Annotated in this window: 18 protein-coding genes; 6 read left to right on the forward strand and 12 right to left on the reverse strand. The window is 60.7% G+C overall.

Translation table 11 applies throughout. The features are described from left to right. Positions 1–125 precede the first annotated feature (125 nt). From gltA to B0G81_RS01905, 7 genes are all read right to left on the reverse strand, one after another. On the reverse strand, positions 126–1,427 hold the full coding sequence (gene gltA, locus B0G81_RS01875; protein WP_012428642.1) for a citrate synthase: 1,302 nt from the start codon (positions 1,425–1,427) through the stop codon (positions 126–128). Positions 1,428–1,518: 91 nt separating this feature from the next. Then, positions 1,519–1,791: a succinate dehydrogenase assembly factor 2 gene (locus B0G81_RS01880; protein WP_106282590.1), complete on the reverse strand. Its 273-nt coding sequence runs from the start codon at positions 1,789–1,791 to the stop codon at positions 1,519–1,521. Position 1,792: 1 nt separating this feature from the next. Beyond that, on the reverse strand, positions 1,793–2,497 hold the full coding sequence (locus tag B0G81_RS01885) for a succinate dehydrogenase iron-sulfur subunit (RefSeq protein ID WP_012428644.1): 705 nt from the start codon (positions 2,495–2,497) through the stop codon (positions 1,793–1,795). Between the two features lie 24 nt (positions 2,498–2,521). Continuing rightward, complete coding sequence (gene sdhA / locus B0G81_RS01890) at positions 2,522–4,297, reverse strand: succinate dehydrogenase flavoprotein subunit (RefSeq protein ID WP_134133025.1); 1,776 nt, start codon at positions 4,295–4,297, stop codon at positions 2,522–2,524. Positions 4,298–4,301: 4 nt separating this feature from the next. Beyond that, positions 4,302–4,670 (reverse strand): succinate dehydrogenase, hydrophobic membrane anchor protein, encoded by a 369-nt coding sequence (gene sdhD / locus B0G81_RS01895; RefSeq protein WP_106282588.1) that lies wholly within the window; start codon positions 4,668–4,670, stop codon positions 4,302–4,304. A gap of 3 nt (positions 4,671–4,673) precedes the next feature. After that, positions 4,674–5,090 carry a succinate dehydrogenase, cytochrome b556 subunit gene (gene sdhC / locus B0G81_RS01900; protein WP_106282587.1) on the reverse strand — a complete coding sequence of 139 codons (417 nt, stop codon included), beginning with the start codon at positions 5,088–5,090 and terminating at the stop codon, positions 4,674–4,676. Between the two features lie 157 nt (positions 5,091–5,247). Beyond that, positions 5,248–6,048: a GntR family transcriptional regulator gene (locus tag B0G81_RS01905; RefSeq protein WP_106282586.1), complete on the reverse strand. Its 801-nt coding sequence runs from the start codon at positions 6,046–6,048 to the stop codon at positions 5,248–5,250. A gap of 494 nt (positions 6,049–6,542) precedes the next feature. Here B0G81_RS01905 and B0G81_RS01910 point away from each other — a divergent pair, with 494 nt between their 5' ends. The 6 genes from B0G81_RS01910 to acnA all read left to right on the forward strand — a co-directional run bounded on the left by B0G81_RS01910 (position 6,543) and on the right by acnA (position 14,984). Further along, positions 6,543–7,526 (forward strand): malate dehydrogenase, encoded by a 984-nt coding sequence (locus tag B0G81_RS01910; protein WP_106282585.1) that lies wholly within the window; start codon positions 6,543–6,545, stop codon positions 7,524–7,526. A 248-nt stretch (positions 7,527–7,774) separates the two neighbouring features. After that, complete coding sequence (locus B0G81_RS01915) at positions 7,775–8,791, forward strand: aldolase/citrate lyase family protein (RefSeq protein WP_134133030.1); 1,017 nt, start codon at positions 7,775–7,777, stop codon at positions 8,789–8,791. A gap of 160 nt (positions 8,792–8,951) precedes the next feature. Beyond that, on the forward strand, positions 8,952–10,139 hold the full coding sequence (gene prpC, locus B0G81_RS01920; protein WP_134133034.1) for a 2-methylcitrate synthase: 1,188 nt from the start codon (positions 8,952–8,954) through the stop codon (positions 10,137–10,139). A 103-nt stretch (positions 10,140–10,242) separates the two neighbouring features. Next, positions 10,243–10,749: a hypothetical protein gene (locus tag B0G81_RS01925; RefSeq protein WP_134133039.1), complete on the forward strand. Its 507-nt coding sequence runs from the start codon at positions 10,243–10,245 to the stop codon at positions 10,747–10,749. 25 nt (positions 10,750–10,774) lie between these two features. Then, the gene (locus tag B0G81_RS01930; RefSeq protein WP_134133042.1) at positions 10,775–12,226 is read left to right on the forward strand and encodes a bifunctional 2-methylcitrate dehydratase/aconitate hydratase; all 1,452 of its coding nucleotides are present in this window, start codon (positions 10,775–10,777) and stop codon (positions 12,224–12,226) included. Between the two features lie 40 nt (positions 12,227–12,266). Next, a complete protein-coding gene (gene acnA, locus B0G81_RS01935) occupies positions 12,267–14,984 on the forward strand; it encodes an aconitate hydratase AcnA (RefSeq protein ID WP_134133045.1) in 2,718 nt (905 codons plus the stop codon). 111 nt (positions 14,985–15,095) lie between these two features. Here acnA and B0G81_RS01940 read toward each other — a convergent pair whose 3' ends face one another. The 5 genes from B0G81_RS01940 to B0G81_RS01960 all read right to left on the reverse strand — a co-directional run bounded on the left by B0G81_RS01940 (position 15,096) and on the right by B0G81_RS01960 (position 19,621). Continuing rightward, entirely contained in the window at positions 15,096–16,187 is a 1,092-nt protein-coding gene (locus B0G81_RS01940; protein ID WP_134133049.1) for a hypothetical protein, read from the reverse strand. Beyond that, positions 16,184–16,600, reverse strand: coding sequence for an Hpt domain-containing protein (locus B0G81_RS01945; protein WP_134133052.1), 417 nt, complete (start codon positions 16,598–16,600; stop codon positions 16,184–16,186). Before B0G81_RS01945 ends, B0G81_RS01940 begins: the two co-directional genes overlap by 4 nt. Before the next feature lie 186 nt (positions 16,601–16,786). After that, on the reverse strand, positions 16,787–17,422 hold the full coding sequence (locus B0G81_RS01950; RefSeq protein WP_134133055.1) for a response regulator transcription factor: 636 nt from the start codon (positions 17,420–17,422) through the stop codon (positions 16,787–16,789). Positions 17,423–17,535: 113 nt separating this feature from the next. Then, entirely contained in the window at positions 17,536–18,627 is a 1,092-nt protein-coding gene (locus B0G81_RS01955; protein ID WP_134133059.1) for an OmpA family protein, read from the reverse strand. 154 nt (positions 18,628–18,781) lie between these two features. Beyond that, the gene (locus B0G81_RS01960; RefSeq protein ID WP_106281718.1) at positions 18,782–19,621 is read right to left on the reverse strand and encodes an ABC transporter permease; all 840 of its coding nucleotides are present in this window, start codon (positions 19,619–19,621) and stop codon (positions 18,782–18,784) included. Between the last annotated feature and the right edge of the window lies 1 nt (position 19,622).

The following is a 19,622-nucleotide window of genomic DNA, read 5'->3' on the forward strand; positions in this document are numbered from 1 at the left end:
GGACAGGAAGCTGAAAACAAAACAAAACGCCCCGACGGAAAAACCGTCGGGGCGTCTTTATCAGCAGCCTCCGCCCTCACTCGCAGCGCACGCGGCCACTACGAATCAAGCGGGCTCAAACCCGATCAACGTTGCGCGATCGGCTTCGCTTCACGCTGCGTGTCGCCGATGAACAGCTGACGCGGACGGCCAATCTTCTGTTCCGGATCCGCAATCATTTCGTTCCACTGCGCAATCCAGCCCACCGTACGTGCCATCGCGAAGATACACGTGAACATCGACGTCGGGATGCCCAGCGCGCGCTGCACGATACCCGAGTAGAAATCGACGTTCGGGTAAAGCTTGCGCGACACGAAGTATTCGTCTTCCAGCGCGATCTTTTCCAGTGCCATGGCCAGCTTGAACAGCGGGTCGTCGTGCAGGCCCAGCTCTTCCAGCACTTCGTGGCAGGTTTCGCGCATCAGCTTCGCACGCGGGTCGTAGTTCTTGTAGACGCGGTGACCGAAGCCCATCAGCTTCACGCCCGAGTTCTTGTCCTTCACCTGCTTGATGAACTCAGGAATGTTGTCGACCGAGCCGATTTCTTCCAGCATGTTCAATGCGGCTTCGTTCGCACCGCCGTGCGCCGGACCCCACAGACACGCGATACCCGCTGCGATACACGCGAACGGGTTCGCACCCGACGAACCGGCGAGACGCACGGTCGAGGTCGATGCATTCTGCTCGTGATCCGCGTGCAGGATCAGGATACGGTCCAGTGCGCGCACCAGCACGTCGTTGACCTTGTACTCTTCGCACGGGTTCGAGAACATCATGTGCATGAAGTTCGCGCTGTACGACAGGTCGTTCTTCGGGTACGCAAACGGCTGGCCGATGCTGTACTTGTACGCCATCGCGACCAGCGTCGGCAGCTTCGCGATCATGCGAATGGCCGACACTTCACGGTGACGCGGGTTGTTGATGTCGAGCGAGTCGTGATAGAACGCCGACAATGCGCCGACCGCGGCGACCAGAATCGCCATCGGGTGCGCGTCGCGACGGAAACCACGGAAGAAGAAGTGCATTTGCTCATGCACCATCGTGTGGTTCGTGACCGTCTTCACGAATTCGGCGTTCTGCTCCGCGTTCGGCAATTCGCCCTTCAGCAGCAGGTAGCACGTTTCGAGGAAGTCGGCGTTCTGCGCCAGATTGTCGATCGGATAACCGCGATACAGCAGCTCGCCCTTGTCGCCGTCGATGTAGGTGATCGCCGAATTGCAAGCCGCCGTCGACATGAAGCCCGGGTCGTACGTAAACTTGCCGGTCTGGCCGTACAGTTTGCGGATGTCGATCACGTCCGGGCCGAGAGTGCCCTTGTAAATCGGCATTTCAACGCTCGGCGAATTGTCGCTGAACGATAGCGTGGCTTTAACATCTGACGGGGTCATAGCACATCCTCAATCGAAGTATGGAAACAGGGTTTCGATAATTGCACGCCTGGAACAACGGACAAGCTGCGCTCAAAGCCGGCTACGCCGGTCAGGCATTCCGCAGCAGCTCCAGCACCCGGATTACATCCGGGTCGGCAAGGTCGCCTTCCGGTTCCTTGCGTACGAGCAGCAAGTCCATCAGGTCGTTATCGCTCAGCTCGAGCAGGCGCGTGAGGGCGCCCACATCTGCATCGCTGAGGTCATGCTCATATCGGCTGAAAAAACGCTCAAAGATCAGATCGTTTTCCAGCAGGCCCCGCCGCGCGCGCCAGCGAAGACGCGCGCGGCGGAGAGGGTCGGACTGATGCGATGTTGATTCCATCTCAGACAGCGCGGCGAACCATCAATTCCTTGATCTTGCCAATCGCCTTGGTCGGGTTCAGGCCCTTCGGGCAAACGTCGACACAGTTCATGATGGTATGGCAACGGAACAGACGGTACGGATCTTCCAGGTTGTCCAGCCGTTCGCCCGTCGCTTCGTCGCGGCTGTCCGCGATGAAACGGTAGGCTTGCAGCAGGCCAGCCGGGCCGACGAACTTGTCCGGATTCCACCAGAAGCTCGGGCACGAAGTCGAGCAGCTAGCGCACAGAATACATTCGTACAGGCCGTCGAGCTCGTCGCGCTCTTCCGGCGACTGCAGACGTTCCTTTTCCGGCGGCGGCGTGTCGTTGATCAGGTACGGCTTGATCGAATGATACTGGTTGAAGAACTGCGTCATGTCGACAATCAGGTCGCGAATGACCGGCAGTCCCGGCAGCGGACGCAGCACGATCTTTTGCGGCAGATCGTTCATGTTCTGCAGGCAGGCCAGACCGTTCTTGCCGTTGATGTTCATGGCGTCCGAACCGCACACGCCTTCGCGGCACGAACGGCGGAACGACAGCGTCTCGTCAACTGCCTTCAACTTCAGCAGCGCGTCGAGCAGCATGCGTTCGTGCGAGTCGATCTCGATCTCGTACGTTTGCATGCGCGGCGCTGCGTCCTTGTCCGGGTCGTAGCGGTAAATTTCAAATGTACGCTTTGCCATTTCTGAATTCCTTTGACTTGTGCCTTAGAAGGTCCGCGCTTTCGGCGGAACCGATTCGACCGTCAGCGGTTGCATGTGAACCGGCTTGTAGTCGAGGCGATCGCCTTCGCTGAACCACAGCGTATGGCGCAGCCAGTTTTCGTCGTCGCGATGTTCGAAGTCGTTCTGCGCGTGCGCGCCACGGCTTTCCTTGCGCGCTTCGGCGGAAACCATCGTGGCGCGGGCCACTTCGATCAGGTTCGCCACTTCCAGCGCTTCGACGCGCGCCGTGTTGAACACCTTCGACTTGTCTTTCAGGTGGATGCTGTCGACGCGGTCAGCTACTTCGCGGATGCGCTCGACGCCCTCGGCCAGCAACGCCGAGGTACGGAACACGCCGGCGTGCTTCTGCATCGTGCCGCGGATGTCGTTGGCAACCGATTGCGCGTACTCGCCCGAGGACGAGCTATCGAGCGTCGCCAGACGCGACAGCGCGAAATCAGCGGCGTCGGCCGGCAGCGGCTTGTGCTCCTTGATTTCCTTCACGTGCTTGACGATATGGTTGCCGGCTGCGCGGCCGAACACCACCAGGTCGAGCAGCGAGTTCGTGCCGAGGCGGTTCGCGCCGTGCACCGACACGCACGAGCATTCGCCCACTGCGTAGAAACCGTTGACCGGCACTTCGTGACCCTTCGACGTACCCACGACCTGGCCATGGATGTTCGTCGGAATACCACCCATCTGATAGTGGATGGTCGGCACGACCGGGATCGGCTCTTTAATGCAATCGACGTTCGCGAACTTCAGCGCGATTTCGCGGATCGACGGCAGACGCTTCATGATCGTCTCGGCGCCGATGTGCGACAGGTCGAGCAGCACGTGATCCTTGTTCGGACCCACGCCGCGGCCTTCCTTGATTTCCTGGTCCATCGAACGCGACACGAAGTCACGCGGCGCCAGATCCTTCAACGTAGGCGCGTAGCGTTCCATGAAACGCTCGCCGTTCGAGTTGCGCAGAATGCCGCCTTCGCCGCGCACGCCTTCGGTAATCAGCACGCCCGCGCCGGCCACGCCGGTGGGGTGGAACTGCCAGAATTCCATGTCTTGCAGCGCGATGCCCGAACGCGCCGCCATGCCCAGGCCGTCGCCGGTGTTGATGAACGCGTTGGTCGATGCCGCGAAAATCCGGCCCGCGCCGCCTGTGGCGAACAGCGTGGTCTTGCCTTCGAGAATGTAGACGTCGCCGGTTTCCATTTCCAGCGCGGTCACGCCGAGCACGTCGCCTTCGGCGTCGCGGATCAGATCCAGCGCCATCCATTCGACGAAGAACTGCGTCTTGGCCTCGACGTTTTGCTGATACAGCGTGTGCAGCAGCGCGTGACCGGTACGGTCAGCCGCCGCGCAAGCGCGTTGCACCGGCTTTTCGCCGTAGTTCGCGGTGTGGCCGCCGAACGGGCGCTGATAGATCGTGCCGTCTGCGTTACGGTCGAACGGCATGCCGAAGTGTTCGAGTTCGTAGACGGCGTTCGGTGCTTCGCGGCACATGAACTCGATCGCGTCCTGGTCGCCGAGCCAGTCGGAACCCTTGATCGTGTCGTAGAAGTGGTAGTGCCAGTTGTCTTCGCTCATGTTGCCGAGCGATGCGCCGATGCCGCCTTGAGCAGCAACCGTGTGCGAACGCGTCGGGAACACCTTGGACAGCACGCAGACCGACAGGCCGGCACGCGCGAGTTGCAGCGAAGCGCGCATCCCCGAGCCGCCCGCGCCGACGATAACCACGTCAAACTTGCGACGCGGCAGAGAATTCTTGATTGCAGCCATTCTTTTACACTCTCCAGAGAATCTGCGCAGCGTAGCCCGCCGACGCGAGCAGCCAGACGATCGTCAGCGCTTGAAGCAACAGGCGGATGCCAACGGGCTTCACGTAGTCCATCCAGATGTCGCGGATACCCACCCACGCGTGATAGAACAGCGAAAGCAGCATGACGAACGTGGCAAGCTTCATCCATTGCGTGGCGAAGATCGACGCCCAGCCGTCGTACGAGAAATCGCGCGCGCCGAAGAACCAGGCGAGCAGGATGACGGTGTAGACCGCCATGATCGTGGCCGTGATGCGCTGCGCCAGCCAGTCGCGCAGACCGTAATGCGCGCCGACAACAAGACGCTTCGAACCGATTCGGTTATTTGATGACATTTTTTAGAATGCTCCGAACAGTTTTGCCGCGAATGCAATGGTGAGCAACGACGACACGACGAGAACGACGATGGAGGTCGACTTGCCCTTTTCCTTCGTCACTGCGTCGTGGTTCGTGTCCATCAGCAAGTGACGGACGCCGGCGCAGAAGTGAAACAGGAAGGCCCACGCGAGAACGAGCGTGATGAGCTTGACGATGATGTTGGAGAGGAAACCTTTGAAGACTTCGAAACTGAGTTCAGAAGTGAGGCTCTGATCGAAGAGGTACAGCAGGAACGGAAGAAAAACAAAAAGCAGACCACCGCTCAAGCGGTGCAAGATCGATACTCGCCCCGCTAGCGGTAGACGGTACGCCGTCAATATCTGCCCGATACCGATGTTCCGGAATTCCGGCCTCGGTTTTTTTACGGCTTCAGCCATGCTAGACCCCTACTATGTAGTCACACTAATCCGCAATTTTAGCGCCTTTTTATATCGCGCTGCAGCGAAAACCACGACAGGTCCGTTACAGCACGCGCGATAGAGGCGCCTTCAAACAGGCGCGCGTGTGGGACGCAGCGCGCTTATTCAGCCCGATTCAGCTTAGGTCGTTCTGATAGTAATACCCGGTTGTGACATACCAACCGCGGCGCACTTCAACCGGCCGGTCCCCATATGTATAGGACACGCGCTCGACCGATAGCAGCGGAAAACCCGCGGGCACATGCAGCAGATCGGCCACGGAAGGCTCGGCCGCGACGGCGCGGATCTTCTCCGTGGCGCGGATCATGCGGGTGCCGAACTCCGTCTCGAACATCGCGTAGAGCGGACCTTTATACTCCGACAGCCGCTCGAGCGTCAGGCCGCGGAACACGGCGCCCGGCAGCCAGATTTCGTCGAGCACCGTGACTTCGCCGTCGAACTGCAGCAAGCGCTTGATCAAGACGACCGGATCGGCCGGCTTCAGATCGAGTTGCCGGGCAATGTCCGCCGAAGCGCGCAAGCGCCGGCATTCGAGCAGACGGCTGACGTGCGGATGTTCCGCGCCGTCATCGGCCAGTAATCTGAGGAAGCGAAACTGGGCGCGGTCTTCGTTGTGCGTCGCAACAAACGTGCCCTTGCCCTGACGGCGCACGAGCAGGTTGTCGGCGGCAAGTTCGTCGATCGCTTTACGCACCGTTCCCTGACTGACCTTGTATCTGGCCGCCAATTCGACTTCACTAGGAATGATCTCGCCCGGCTTCCACTCGCCGCTTTCCAGGCTCTGCGTGATCAACCCTTTGATCTGCTGATACAAGGGGCTGAAAGTGGGCGATGCGGCCGTAGACGCAGCGGGTACACCCTCACCCGCCACCCCTTGGCCGCTCGGATTCGTGGTGTTCGCCGGGTTCGAATTCATGCGCGCATTTCATCATAAAGGGCTAGGCCGCGTCTAGGGTTTTCCCCGCAACAGATATGTCTTATATAAGACATAAGATAATGTTGACTTTGCCTCTGACGACTCCTACACTCCTTGTCGAGCAAGGGTTTGCGGGATTTTCGGCGGCTATTTGATGCAGCGCCGCGACGCGCCGGCAGCCACTCTGCACCATGCTGTTCCCACGCAGTTCAGGTTTCGATTTCGCCGCCATTCGCTGGTCAGACGCTTGCCGAAACGCGCTGTTTGCAGGAGCCCGCACCGTGCAGCGGCTACCCGGCGCCTCGTATTCCCGCTCCCATGCTGTAGTTCAGGTTTCCGGCATGGCGGTCTCGCCGCAACACGCCGCTCGGCCTCGGCAGATTTCGAGGCAGTCCGCGACAGTGAATTCCGCCGTGTTTCATAACGCTTCGCTGAACGCGCATATAGAATGGCGTTTTCCCTAGCGTCTAACGCATCGTCCTGGAGATTTCTCAATGGCTAAGCCCGCAAAGCGCGTTGCCGTCACCGGCGCCGCAGGTCAAATCGCTTACTCCCTGCTGTTCCGCATCGCCAATGGCGATCTGCTCGGCAAGGATCAGCCGGTGGTCCTGCAACTGCTCGACCTGCCGCAAGCGCAAGGCGCCGTCAAAGGCGTCGTGATGGAACTGGATGATTGCGCATTCCCGCTGCTGTCGGGCGTCGTAATCACCGACGACCCCAAGGTTGCATTCAAGGATGCAGACGTCGCCCTGCTGGTCGGCGCGCGTCCGCGTTCGAAAGGCATGGAGCGTAAGGACCTGCTGTCGGCCAACGCCGAAATCTTCACGGTTCAGGGCAAGGCGCTGAACGAAGTCGCGAGCCGCGACGTGAAGGTGCTGGTGGTCGGCAACCCGGCCAACACGAACGCTTACATCGCCATGAAGTCGGCGCCGGATCTGCCGAAGAAGAACTTCACCGCCATGCTGCGTCTGGACCACAACCGCGCGCTGTCGCAACTGGCCGCCAAGTCGGGCAAGCCGGTCGCGTCGATCGAAAAGCTGGCTGTGTGGGGCAACCACTCGCCGACCATGTACCCGGACTTCCGCTTTGCAACGGCAGAAGGTCAAGACCTGACCAAGCTGATCAACGACGACGAGTGGAACCGCAACACGTTCATCCCGACCGTCGGCAAGCGTGGCGCGGCGATCATCGAAGCGCGCGGCCTGTCGTCGGCAGCGTCGGCGGCTAACGCGGCGATCGACCACGTGCGTGACTGGGTGCTGGGCACGAACGGCAAGTGGGTCACCATGGGTATTCCGTCGGACGGTTCGTACGGCATTCCGGAAGACATCATCTACGGCGTGCCCGTCACGTGCGAAAACGGCGAGTACAAGCGCGTCGAAGGCCTGGAAATCGACGCATTCTCGCGCGAAAAGATGGACGGCACGCTGAACGAATTGCTGGAAGAGCGCGAAGGCGTTCAACATCTGCTCGGCTAAGCAACTGAGCAGACGAACCGGAACTCGTGAGAGAACGCCAGGCTGTCCTCGGGGGGGCCTGGCGCGGAGCGAGAAGTCTGGCGTGCGCTTACAGGCGCCGCCGTGGCGGGTTCCGGTTTTTTACATGCGAATGCTGCTATTCGCATCTGATCCGAGCGCGTTTTGCGCAGTTACCGCGATGGTCCGGCAGAGCGCGCCCGAATCAGATTTCTCCAAACCAAACATTACCCACGCTCCTGACGCCGAGAATGCGCGCCCTCACACCCGCCGAAGTGCTGTTTGACGGCGAAGCGCCGCCCGCCGTGCTGCCTGCCTGCGATCACTACGCCGGCAGTGAAAAGCTGATGCTGAAATCGTTGGCCTTGCAGCAACAACTGGGCGCTGTGTTCGACATCACGCTCGATTGTGAAGACGGCGCGCAGGTCGGCCGCGAAGCGGAGCACGCCGAGCTGGTCGCGTCGTTGCTGGGCAGCGAGCATGACCACTTCGGCCGCGTCGGCGTGCGGATTCACGACTTCGATCACGCGCACTGGCGCGACGACGTCCGTCTCATTCTCCGTGCCGCGAAGCGAGCGCCTGCTTACATCACCCTGCCGAAAATCCGCAACGTCCCCGATGCCGCCGAAATGGTCGCATTCATCGAGGCGACGCGGCGCGAACTCGGGATCGCGCAACCGGTGCCGGTGCAATTGCTGGTCGAAACGCACGGCGCGCTGACACGCGTGTTCGATCTGGCCGCGCTGCCCGGCGTGGAAGCGCTAAGCTTCGGCCTGATGGACTTCGTCTCCGCGCACAACGGCGCGATTCCCGATACCGCCATGCGCTCGCCCGGCCAGTTCCATCATCCGCTGGTGCGGCGCGCGAAGCTTGAAATCTCGGCTGCCTGCCATGCATACGGCAAAGTGCCTTCGCATAACGTCAGCACGGAGGTGCGCGACATGAGCGTGGTCGCCAACGACGCCGCGCGCGCCCGCAACGAGTTCGGCTATACGCGCATGTGGAGCATCCATCCGGCGCAGATCGAAGCAATCGTCGCCGCATTCGCGCCACGCGACGAAGAGATCGCCACCGCCACCGAAATCCTGCTCGCCGCGCAATCCGCGCAGTGGGGCCCGACGCGCCATCACGACACGTTGCACGACCGCGCGAGCTATCGGTACTACTGGTCGGTGCTGCGTCGAGCGCAAGCGACGGGGCGCGCCGTCCCGCAAGACGCCGCGCCGCTCTTCGCGAAAGTGGGCACTGACGTTCCAGCAGGGTCATAAGCGTGAAAGCCGCTGCGGCAATCGGCGCGGCTGTTGTGAGCGGTCTATCCACACGCCGTGAGGCAGTCGAAACAGCCCTCTGTGTGGCGCTGCGCGAGACGGGCGTTGAACGCACAGGTCAATCAGAAGCATCGAGCAGGCACAAAGGAGATTGCGGGAGATGAGCGAAACGACGCAAACCGCTGGTGCACAAGGCGGCAACCAATCCCAAAGCGGCTTCAAGCCGAAGAAATCCGTCGCCCTGTCCGGCGTGACAGCGGGCAACACGGCGCTCTGCACGGTCGGCAAGACCGGCAACGACCTGCATTACCGCGGCTACGACATTCTGGATATCGCGAGCGCCTGCGAATTCGAAGAAATCGCCTATCTGCTGGTGCACGAAAAGCTGCCGACTCAGGCCGAACTGACCGCGTACAAAACGAAGCTGAAGGCGCTGCGCGGGCTGCCCGCCAACGTCAAGGCCGCGCTCGAATGGATCCCGGCCGCCGCGCATCCGATGGACGTGATGCGCACCGGCGTGTCGGTGCTCGGCACCGTGCTGCCGGAGAAAGACGATCACAACCTGCCGGGCGCGCGCGACATCGCCGACAAGCTGATGGCCTCGCTCGGCTCGATGCTGCTTTACTGGTACCACTACTCGCACAATGGCAAGCGCATCGAAGTGGAAACCGACGACGATTCGATCGGCGGCCACTTCCTGCATCTGCTGCACGGCGTGGAGCCGTCGAAGGCTTGGGTCGACGCGATGCATGTGTCGCTGAACCTGTACGCCGAACACGAATTCAATGCATCGACCTTCACCGGCCGCGTGATCGCCGGCACGGGCTCGGACATCTATTCGGCCATTACCGGCGCGATCGGTGCGCTGCGCGGACCGAAGCACGGCGGCGCCAATGAAGTCGCGTTCGAGATCCAGTCGCGCTACCAGACGCCGGACGAAGCCGAAGCCGACATCAGAAAGCGCGTCGAGAACAAGGAAGTGGTGATCGGTTTCGGCCACCCGGTGTACACGATCTCCGATCCGCGCAACAAGGTCATCAAGGAAATCGCCAAAAAGCTCTCGAAGGAAGCCGGCAACAGCAAGCTGTTCAATATCGCCGAGCGGCTGGAGTCGGTGATGTGGGAGGCGAAGAAGATGTTCCCGAATCTGGACTGGTTCAGCGCGGTCTCGTATCACATGATGGGCGTGCCTACGGCAATGTTCACGCCGCTCTTCGTGATCGCGCGCACGGCCGGCTGGAGCGCGCACATCATCGAGCAGCGCGTCGACAACAAGATCATCCGTCCGAGCGCGAACTACACCGGACCCGAGAATTTGAAGTACCTGCCGCTAAATAGGAGAAAATAGCGGTCGCTGTGCGCTTTCAAAGCGCGTGCAGTTCAACCACGCGGTCGCCAGGACCGGTAGCCCGCGGAATGTTTAACTGAAACTAGATAGAAAGGTTTTCTCTATGAAAAAGCTGATGATCGCCGCCGTGATTGGCGCCCTGTCCACGACGATGCTGTCCGTCGCGACTGACGCCGTCGCGCAAACGGCGACCACCACGAAGCCGGTTGCCAAGGCTACTGCAAAGCGCCCGCAACCGAAACGCCTGATCAAGCGCAAAGCGAACCCGGCCAAGGAAGCGAAGGTCGATCCGGTGCCGGATGGCGCGGAAAAGTGGTCGTGCAACGAAGGCCTGGCTTTCGAATTGAAGGGTGACATGAAGCGTGACCAGATTGTCACGGTTCACTGGGCTAACAAAAATTACAATCTGCCGCGCGAAGCGACCACCACGGGCGCGGACCGCTTCCACGACGCCGCAACCGGCATGGACCTGGTCGTGATCCCGACGAAGGCAATGTTGTTCTCGGACAAGGACAGCTCGCGTCTGGCCGACGAATGCAAGACGGCAGCCATGGTGCAAGGCGCGCCGGCTCCGACGCAATCGAACGCGATCGACAAGACCAGCAACTAAATATCGTCATCAGGAAAGCTCCCCGATGTCCGCTCCGATTTCCAACGTGCGACCCGATCCGGACCCAGTCCTGACCGATATCGTCGACTACGTTCTGGATTATCAGATCGACAGCACGCTCGCGCTGGAAACCGCGCGTCACTGCCTGATCGATACGCTCGGCTGCGGACTCGAGGCGCTCACCTACCCGGCCTGCACCAAGCTGATGGGACCGATCGTGCCGGGCACGATCGTCCCCAACGGCGCGAAGGTGCCGGGCACGTCGTTCCAGTTGGACCCGGTTCAGGCCGCCTTCAATATCGGCGCCATGATCCGCTGGCTGGACTTTAACGACACCTGGCTTGCCGCCGAATGGGGGCATCCGTCGGATAACCTCGGCGGAATTCTGGCAACGGCCGACTGGCTCTCGCGCAGCGCCGTCGCAGCGGGCAAAACGCCGCTGGCGATGAAAGACGTGTTGATCGCCATGATCAAGGCGCACGAAATTCAAGGCTGTATCGCGCTCGAAAACTCCTTCAACAAGGTCGGGCTCGATCACGTATTGCTGGTGAAACTGGCCTCGACCGCGGTCGTCGGCCAGCTGATCGGCCTCACGCGCGACGAACTGATCAACGCGGTGTCGCAGGCGTTTGTCGATGGGCACGCGCTGCGCACGTACCGCCACGCGCCGAATACCGGCTCGCGCAAGTCGTGGGCCGCGGGCGACGCGACCTCGCGCGCCGTGCGCCTCGCGCTGATCGCGAAGACCGGCGAGATGGGCTATCCGTCGGTGCTGACCGCGAAGACCTGGGGCTTTTACGACGTGCTCTTCAAGGGCAACGCATTCAGGTTCCAGCGTCCGTACGGTTCGTACGTGATGGAAAACGTGCTCTTCAAGATTTCTTTTCCGGCAGAATTCCATGCGCAAACGGCGGTGGAAGCCGCGATGAAGTTGCATGAGCAACTCGCCGCGGCGGGAAAGCGCGCGGAAGACATCCGCAAGATCACGATCCGCACGCACGAGGCCGCGATTCGCATCATCGATAAAAAAGGTCCGCTGAACAATCCGGCCGACCGCGATCATTGCATTCAGTACATGATCGCCGTGCCACTGATCCACGGTCGCCTGACGGCCGCGGATTATGAAGATTCGATCGCGCAGGACGCTCGCATCGATGTGCTGCGCGCGAAAATGGAATGCGTCGAAGACGCGCAATTCACGCAGGATTACCACGATCCGGAGAAGCGTTCGATCGCCAATGCACTGACGATCGAATTCAACGACGGCTCGACATTCGACGAGGTCGTAGTCGAATACCCGATCGGTCATAAGCGTCGTCGCGAAGAAGGCATACCGTTGCTGGTCGAGAAGTTCGAGACCAACCTCGCGCGCCGCTTTCCGGTCAAGCAACAACTGGCGATTCTCGACGTGTCGCTCGATCAGGCAAGGCTCGAAGCCATGCCGGTCAATGAATACGTCGATCTTTACGTCATCTAGTTATGTACTGTAGTTCCGCGATCAAACCAAGGAAAACACCATGGCCCACAACCTCCACAAAACGCTCAAGGAATTCGACAGCGGTTCCGGCAAAGGCAAGTTCTACTCCCTGCCGCAACTCGGCAAGGCGCTGAACATCAAGATCGACCGCCTGCCGGTTTCGATCCGAATCGTGCTGGAATCGGTGCTGCGTAACTACGACGGCAAGAAAATCGCCGAAGAACACATCGAGCAACTCGCCAACTGGAAGCCGACCGCAGCGCGCGTCGACGAAATCCCGTTCGTCGTGTCGCGCGTCGTGCTGCAAGACTTTACCGGCGTGCCGCTGCTCGCCGATATCGCGGCAATGCGCGGTGTCGCGAAACACATGGGCAAGAATCCGAAGTCGATCGAACCGCTGGTCCCGGTCGATCTGGTCGTCGATCACTCGGTGCAGATCGATCACTTCCGCGAAAAGAACGCGCTCGACCTGAACATGAAACTGGAATTCCAGCGCAACAACGAGCGCTACCAGTTCATGAAGTGGGGCATGCAGGCATTCGACACGTTCAAGGTCGTGCCGCCGGGCGTCGGTATCGTTCACCAGGTGAACCTGGAATACCTCGCACGCGGCGTGCATAAGAAGGCTGAAGGCGCGGACACGGTCTACTACCCGGATTCGCTGGTCGGCACGGACAGCCACACCACCATGATCAACGGCATCGGCGTGGTGGGCTGGGGCGTGGGCGGTATCGAGGCGGAAGCCGGCATGCTCGGCCAGCCGGTGTACTTCCTGACGCCGGACGTGGTCGGCGTCGAACTGAAGGGCAAGCTGCGCGAAGGCCTGACGGCGACCGACCTGGTTCTGACCGTCACCGAACTGCTGCGCAAGGAAAAAGTGGTCGGCAAGTTCGTCGAATTCTTCGGCGAAGGCACGGCATCGCTGTCGCTGCCCGACCGCGCGACGATCGGCAACATGGCGCCGGAGTACGGCGCGACCATGGGCTTCTTCCCGGTCGACGAAAAGACGATCGACTATTTCAAGGGCACGGGCCGCACCGACGCCGAAATCGCCGCCTTCGAAAACTATTTCAAGGCGCAAGGTCTGTTCGGTATTCCGAAGGCTGGCCAGATCGACTACACCAAGGTCGTCACGCTGGATCTCGGCACGGTGACGCCGTCGCTGGCAGGTCCGAAGCGCCCGCAAGACCGTATCGAAATCGGTCACGTTAAGTCGACCTTCAGCGACCTTTTCTCGAAGCCGGTGGCGGAAAATGGCTTCGCGAAGAAGGCAGACGATCTCGAAGCGCAGTACACGACGAGCAACGGCGTCGACGTGAAGAACGGCGACATCCTGATCGCGGCTATTACGTCGTGCACGAACACCTCGAACCCGAGCGTGCTGCTGGCCGCCGGCCTGCTGGCGAAGAAGGCTGTCGAAGCCGGTCTGACGGTCGCGCCGCACATCAAGACCTCGCTGGCGCCGGGATCGCGAATCGTCACGGAATACCTGACGAAGACCGACCTGATGAAGTACCTCGACAAGCTCGGTTTCACGCTGGCCGCTTACGGTTGCACGACCTGTATCGGCAACGCGGGCGATCTGACGCCGGAACTGAACGAAGCGATCACGAAGAACGACATCGTCGCGGCAGCGGTGCTGTCGGGCAACCGTAACTTCGAAGCGCGCATTCACCCGAACATCCGCGCCAACTTCCTGGCCTCGCCGCCGCTGGTCGTCGCTTACGCGATCGCCGGCAACATCACGCGAGACCTGATGACCGAACCGGTCGGCAAGGGCAAGGGCGGCAAGGACATCTACCTGGGCGACATCTGGCCGACCAGCGAAGAAGTCAACGAACTGCTCAAGTTCGCGCTGGACGCCGACGCGTTCCGCAAGAACTACTCGGCGCTGACCAAGAAGGGCGATCTGTGGAGCAAGATCGAGGGCGAAGAAGGTCAAGTCTATGACTGGCCGAAGTCGACCTACATCGCTGAGCCGCCGTTCTTCGGCAAGGACTTCTCGATGACGCCGGCCGACAGCATCGCCGCCGTCAAGGACGCACGCGCGCTGGGCATCTTCGGCGACTCCGTCACGACCGACCACATCAGCCCCGCTGGTTCGATCAAGGAAGACTCGCCGGCCGGCAAGTGGCTGAAGGAAAACGGCGTGCAGAAGGCCGACTTCAACAGCTACGGCTCGCGTCGCGGCAACCATGACGTGATGATGCGCGGCACGTTCGCGAACGTCCGCATCAAGAACCTGATGATTCCCACGAAGGCAGACGGCTCGCGCGTGGAAGGCGGCCTGACGATTCACCAGCCGGACGGCGAACAAATGTCGATCTACGACGCAGCGATGAAGTACATCGACGCCGGCACGCCGACCGTCGTGTTCGCGGGCGAAGAGTACGGCACGGGCTCGTCGCGTGACTGGGCTGCGAAGGGTACGCAACTGCTGGGCGTGAAAGCCGTGGTCGCACGCAGCTTCGAGCGGATCCACCGTTCGAACCTGGTCGGCATGGGCGTTCTGCCGTTGCAGTTCATGGGCTCGGATAGCGTGCAATCGCTCGGCATCACCGGCGAAGAAACGTACGACATCGAAGGCCTGGGCGCGGACTTCAAGCCGCAACAGGAAGTGACGCTGGTGATCCGCGACAAGGACGGCAAGGAAAAGCGCGTGCAGGTACTGCTGCGTATCGACACGCCGATCGAAGTCGACTACTACAAGCACGGCGGGATTCTGCCGTTCGTGCTGCGTTCGCTGCTGGCTGCTTGAGGTCTTTGCTTACCTGAGTAGTCGCTACGAGCTGTTTTGCAGGAGCTGCGTCCTGTGGAGGACGCAGCTGACTTTGAAGCCCGACCGGTGGTCGGGCTTTTTTTTGGCTGCTTACTTTTGGGCGCGGCCTGTCTGGAAGGCGTCGGGGCTGTCGGTGATGCGGCGCTGGGTCATGCGGGCGTTCCAGTCGGTGTCGCCTGGCGTGGGTGTGCTGACGCGCGTTGTGATGTTCGAGCGACGCTGTTGTGCCGCCCAGTCGCGTAGCGCTGCGCGCTCGGCTGCGTCGGTTGCGGACGTAGGGCGTTCGGGCTGCTCAGTCCATGCGGTCCATTCTGTCCGTTCAGACTGTTGCGACGCGGAAGGCTGCGTGGCTGGGTTGGTCGCGCGGCTGAGTGCGAGACGTTTGTCGATTTGCAGTTTGCTGAGGCGTGCGATTGGCGCCTGGTAATGGGCCGTTGCGAGTCCGATCGGCGCCATGTGCCGTATGGACACGCGGCCGGTTGGCCGAGGCACGAGGTGTTCGACGTGTTGTGGCTTCGGCGTGCCGCGAACAGTCGTGTCACGTATCGCGTCGGATGACTTGGGAGCGCCGGGAGCAGCCGTTGACTTCGGCCCCGCGCTAGCGGCCGATGGCGCGCTCCGCGTGGTCGTCCCGGCGAATTCGGCCGACGGTTGCGCCGGTTTAGCTTGCTCTTGCGGACGAATCGCTGTCGCACTGCTGTCCGTCGACGCGACCGATTGTGTTTTTGCGCTGGCGGCGGCGGTCGGCCCGTCGGCATCATGCGTCGTACAGGTAACCAGCAACCAGGCCAGCGCGATGCTACAGCTCGCGAAAATTGCCGCGCCGAGGAGGTGATCGGATCGGGTCGAACTCGGACGCGCTCCGCCCATCCCAAGGTAGTACCGGGCTTCGGCCAACTGCTCCTCAAAACGATGCGAATGGTCGGGTTGCCGCGGCAACTTGTAAAGAAAGAGAACCTTGGCGCCGGGTGGAACCGGCCCACGACTCGCTGGCAACGCCGAACGCCGCATCGCATTCTGAATCACCTGTTGCGCGGCGACGTGTACAGCGGGTTGCGGTTCACGTCCCGCCGCGGTCCGCGCCTGACGACGCCACGAACCGAAAGGCGGCGGCAGGGCATCGAAGGGCCGCAAACTCGGAAGCGCCAGATCGCCTTCGATCAAGGCAAGCGGTCGGTTCATTGTGAGCTGCTCCGGAAGACGCGGGACGTGGCTTCAAGTTGCGCAACAAGGGTTCTGGCGCGCGCAGTTAGCGCGTCGATTGCCGCAGCGCCCTGTTCCGGCGGCGACAAGCTCGCACGCTGCAACGCGTCCATCAAACTATGCGCGCCGACAAGCGCCACTGCTCCGCTCAGGCGATGCAGCACACTATGCAAATGGTCGAAGTCGCCATCACGAGGTAACGCGTCGAGGCGTGCGAGGTCGTCATTCATTGCTTGACGCCAGTGGTTGATAAACGCGTTGAGGTCCACGCCCTCTTCGGACAACGCGTCCAGGAAACGCGTTTCAAAGGGCTCAAAAGAAGCGCTTGATGAGCTGTCCGATGACTGCGCGATGCGGGCAAAAAAAGACACCGGTGTGTTGCCGTTAGCCATTTCTACGGATAACTCCCGTTATTCGACGGTAAACGGCGCGTTGAAGATCGCGCACGTTCGTCGCGCTCTCTTTGAAGACAAATACGCAGGAATCCGCGGACGCCGAATCCAGTAGATCGCTCATCGTTTGGTTTCCTATGCTCCGGGCGGAACGAGACAGGCACACCATATTCATAGCCCGCGAACCTACTCGACCAACCGGTGCAAAGTTGCGAACTCAATGAGTCCTGCCAACGACGTCAGGCCGAGTTTCTCCTGGATACGGCTCTTGTATGTGCTGACGGTTTTATCGCTGATAAACAAGGCGTCTCCAATCGCCTTGTTCGACATGCCTTTTGAAAGCATCTGCAAAATCACCAGCTCTTTATCCGACAGCAAACCGATTCTCGCCTCCTCGCCTCCCCGGCCATCGACGAGCGCAATACCGCCGCCGTGCTTCGTCACCGGGAACACGGTGTAGCCGGCGAGAACCGCTTCGACGCCGCGCATGATCTCCTTCATCTCCTGCGACTTGCCGACGAAACCGTGGACACCCGAGCGCATCGCGCGCGGCGCGAACGTGGCCGGATCTTGCCCAGACAAAACCATTAGGCGGATCGGCGGATGAACGAGTTTGAGACGTGGAATCACATCGAGTCCACTGATGCGCGGAATGTCGAGATCCAGCATGGCGAGCTCCGGAGTATGGATTCGGGCCATCTCGACAGCGGTCTGGCCGTTATCGGCCTCGAGCACATTTTCAACGCCAAGCAATTGCACGAGCTGCATTTTGACGATCATGCGGAACGCAGGATGGTCGTCAATAATTAGAATAGTTGACATTTTTTCTTAACCCTTCTGAATACACAGGCTTTGCGATGTGGGTCACTGCCCGTCTGAAACTCGAAGGCGCATCGATGTGCGCGGCACGGTTACTAGCTCTCGATCCAAAATCACTACGAGGCCGCCACGACGAATTCGATCTCGATGCGTCGATTCGGCGCGAGGCATCGCAGCAACACATCTCGCTGCGTTTGCCGGCAGTTCACCAGCGGGTTCGCGCTGCCTCTGCCCTGTGCGGTCGTCGGCAACCTCACCCCTAGCGACTGCAGATATCGTTCGACAGTCCGCGCTCGCTGCGTCGACAAACGCAAGTTGTATGACTTGTCGCCAAGGCGGTCAGCGTAGCCGGTGATCTGCAGTTCACGCAGCGAGCGCATCTTCTTCAATCGAATTGCCACGTCGTTCAACTGTCGTTTGCCGGCGGGCAATATCGCGGCATCGTCACCGCCGTTGAAGCGGAAAAGGGAATCGGCTTTGAGCATGATCTTTCGCGACGAATTCGCGGCCGAGATGGTCACAGGCGTACGGCCCGGCACCGGCGCGGATACCGGCATTTGCATTTTCTGCTTGCATTGCAGCGCGGTTTCCGCCGACTGACGCAACTTGTTCTGCACATCAGGCAAGCGCTGCTCGGCGTCGGAGAAACTGCGTCGCCACGCGTCATGGCCGGCCTGCATCAGTTCCACTTCGGCACAAGCGAGCGGCGGCTGAGCCTGCGGACATTGGGCAACCGTAGGATCCGACTTGATGGTATTGACGATCTTCCACAGATCGGGGCGCACCGTGGACACCGTGCGCAGCGCCGGATTGATGGCGGATAACGGCGCACCGCTCTCCAGGCTCATGGTAATCATGGCCGCCTGGCCGATCGCTTCTTCGACGAAGCCCCAGTGGTCGTCAGATTGCCGCGCCTGTTGAGCGGCATTGATCCAGCATTGTGCCTTGGCGTGAAAGTAGCCATTCTGATCGCCGGGCAAATGGTCGAGCCGCGCCTGCAGGCGCGCCAGCGCCGTGCTGCTGCTTACCGCCGGCGCATAAGTGCTGATCCATTGTGAGTTGGCGGCGCCCGCGGCTTCGTCCTGTGTGACGTCGAAACCGCTATGCAGCAAGGTGGCGTCTTCAATGCCGAGCCGGTCTCGCGCGGCGTGGTTGGCGCAACCCGTCAAAACCAGCGCGCAAACAAGCACCGTGAGGTGGTGTTTCATTAATTCCCCGCGTCGAGCGCATCTTCTTATTGAGGGCTACGAGTATGCAGAGTCGCCGATGCGCAGGGAATGGGAGCAGTCTTAGATTAATGTCAAAAGATGATTGGCTATTATGCGTTTCGGATAAAAAGTGGTCGCCCGCTCGCGTCGATACTCAAGCCTTGACTGCTCGCGCTGCATTTCTCCCACGCAGCCATTCGAGCGCCAGTAACAGGCTAGTGGAAAAAACAATCAGAATTGTTGCCAACGCGGCGATGGTCGGGCTGATATTTTCTCGGATGCCGGTAAACATCTGTCGGGGCAACGTTGTCTGATCCGCGCCCGCCAGGAATAAGGTGACGACGACTTCGTCGAATGAGGTCGCGAACGCGAACAGCGCGCCTGAAATCACGCCCGGCGCGATCACCGGCAAGGTGATGCGGAAGAACGTCTTCACCGGATTCGCGCCTAGCGACAGACTTGCCCGCACGAGGTTGTAGTTGAACCCCTGCAACGTCGCGGCCACGGTCGTCACGACAAAGGGCACGCCGAGCGACGCATGCGCGAGAATCAGGCCGATGTAGGTGTTGGCCAACCCGAGCGGCGCGAAGAACAGATACATGCCGACACCCACTACCACCACCGGCACGATCATCGGCGAAATCAGGATCGCCATGAGCAGACCCTTGCCGCGGAAGTTCGCCTTGGTCAGTCCGATTGCCGCCAACGTGCCGAGCACGGTTGCAACCACCGTCGCCGACGGCGCGACGATAAAGCTGTTCTTAGCGGCCATGCGCCATTCATCGGATGCGATCAGATTCTGATACCAGCGCAACGACCAGCCCGGAATCGGATACACCAGAAACGTGCTCGACGAAAACGACAGCGGCACGATCGCCAGCACCGGCAAGATGAGATATAGCAGTGTGAGCACGGCCAACGCACGCAATGCGAAATACCACACGCGTTCGACCAATGACGTATGCGGCGCGAACAAAGGCTTGGCAAGTTTCATC

The sequence above is a fragment of the Paraburkholderia sp. BL6665CI2N2 genome (assembly GCF_004366535.1).
In the GTDB taxonomy this organism is placed as follows: Bacteria; Pseudomonadota; Gammaproteobacteria; order Burkholderiales; family Burkholderiaceae; genus Paraburkholderia.

Excerpts from the sequence above, each read along its gene's own strand:
- sdhD (WP_106282588.1), bottom strand. The coding sequence starts at position 4,670 with ATGTCATCAAATAACCGAATCGGTTCGAAGCGTCTTGTTGTCGGCGCG.
- acnA (WP_134133045.1), top strand. The coding sequence starts at position 12,267 with ATGGCCCACAACCTCCACAAAACGCTCAAGGAATTCGACAGCGGTTCC.
- B0G81_RS01960 (WP_106281718.1), bottom strand. The coding sequence starts at position 19,621 with ATGAAACTTGCCAAGCCTTTGTTCGCGCCGCATACGTCATTGGTCGAA.
- B0G81_RS01955 (WP_134133059.1), bottom strand. The coding sequence starts at position 18,627 with ATGAAACACCACCTCACGGTGCTTGTTTGCGCGCTGGTTTTGACGGGT.
- B0G81_RS01940 (WP_134133049.1), bottom strand. The coding sequence starts at position 16,187 with ATGAACCGACCGCTTGCCTTGATCGAAGGCGATCTGGCGCTTCCGAGT.
- sdhC (WP_106282587.1), bottom strand. The coding sequence starts at position 5,090 with ATGGCTGAAGCCGTAAAAAAACCGAGGCCGGAATTCCGGAACATCGGT.
- B0G81_RS01945 (WP_134133052.1), bottom strand. The coding sequence starts at position 16,600 with ATGGCTAACGGCAACACACCGGTGTCTTTTTTTGCCCGCATCGCGCAG.
- B0G81_RS01910 (WP_106282585.1), top strand. The coding sequence starts at position 6,543 with ATGGCTAAGCCCGCAAAGCGCGTTGCCGTCACCGGCGCCGCAGGTCAA.
- prpC (WP_134133034.1), top strand. The coding sequence starts at position 8,952 with ATGAGCGAAACGACGCAAACCGCTGGTGCACAAGGCGGCAACCAATCC.
- B0G81_RS01905 (WP_106282586.1), bottom strand. The coding sequence starts at position 6,048 with ATGAATTCGAACCCGGCGAACACCACGAATCCGAGCGGCCAAGGGGTG.
- B0G81_RS01930 (WP_134133042.1), top strand. The coding sequence starts at position 10,775 with ATGTCCGCTCCGATTTCCAACGTGCGACCCGATCCGGACCCAGTCCTG.
- B0G81_RS01925 (WP_134133039.1), top strand. The coding sequence starts at position 10,243 with ATGAAAAAGCTGATGATCGCCGCCGTGATTGGCGCCCTGTCCACGACG.
- gltA (WP_012428642.1), bottom strand. The coding sequence starts at position 1,427 with ATGACCCCGTCAGATGTTAAAGCCACGCTATCGTTCAGCGACAATTCG.
- B0G81_RS01915 (WP_134133030.1), top strand. The coding sequence starts at position 7,775 with ATGCGCGCCCTCACACCCGCCGAAGTGCTGTTTGACGGCGAAGCGCCG.
- B0G81_RS01880 (WP_106282590.1), bottom strand. The coding sequence starts at position 1,791 with ATGGAATCAACATCGCATCAGTCCGACCCTCTCCGCCGCGCGCGTCTT.
- B0G81_RS01885 (WP_012428644.1), bottom strand. The coding sequence starts at position 2,497 with ATGGCAAAGCGTACATTTGAAATTTACCGCTACGACCCGGACAAGGAC.
- B0G81_RS01950 (WP_134133055.1), bottom strand. The coding sequence starts at position 17,422 with ATGTCAACTATTCTAATTATTGACGACCATCCTGCGTTCCGCATGATC.
- sdhA (WP_134133025.1), bottom strand. The coding sequence starts at position 4,297 with ATGGCTGCAATCAAGAATTCTCTGCCGCGTCGCAAGTTTGACGTGGTT.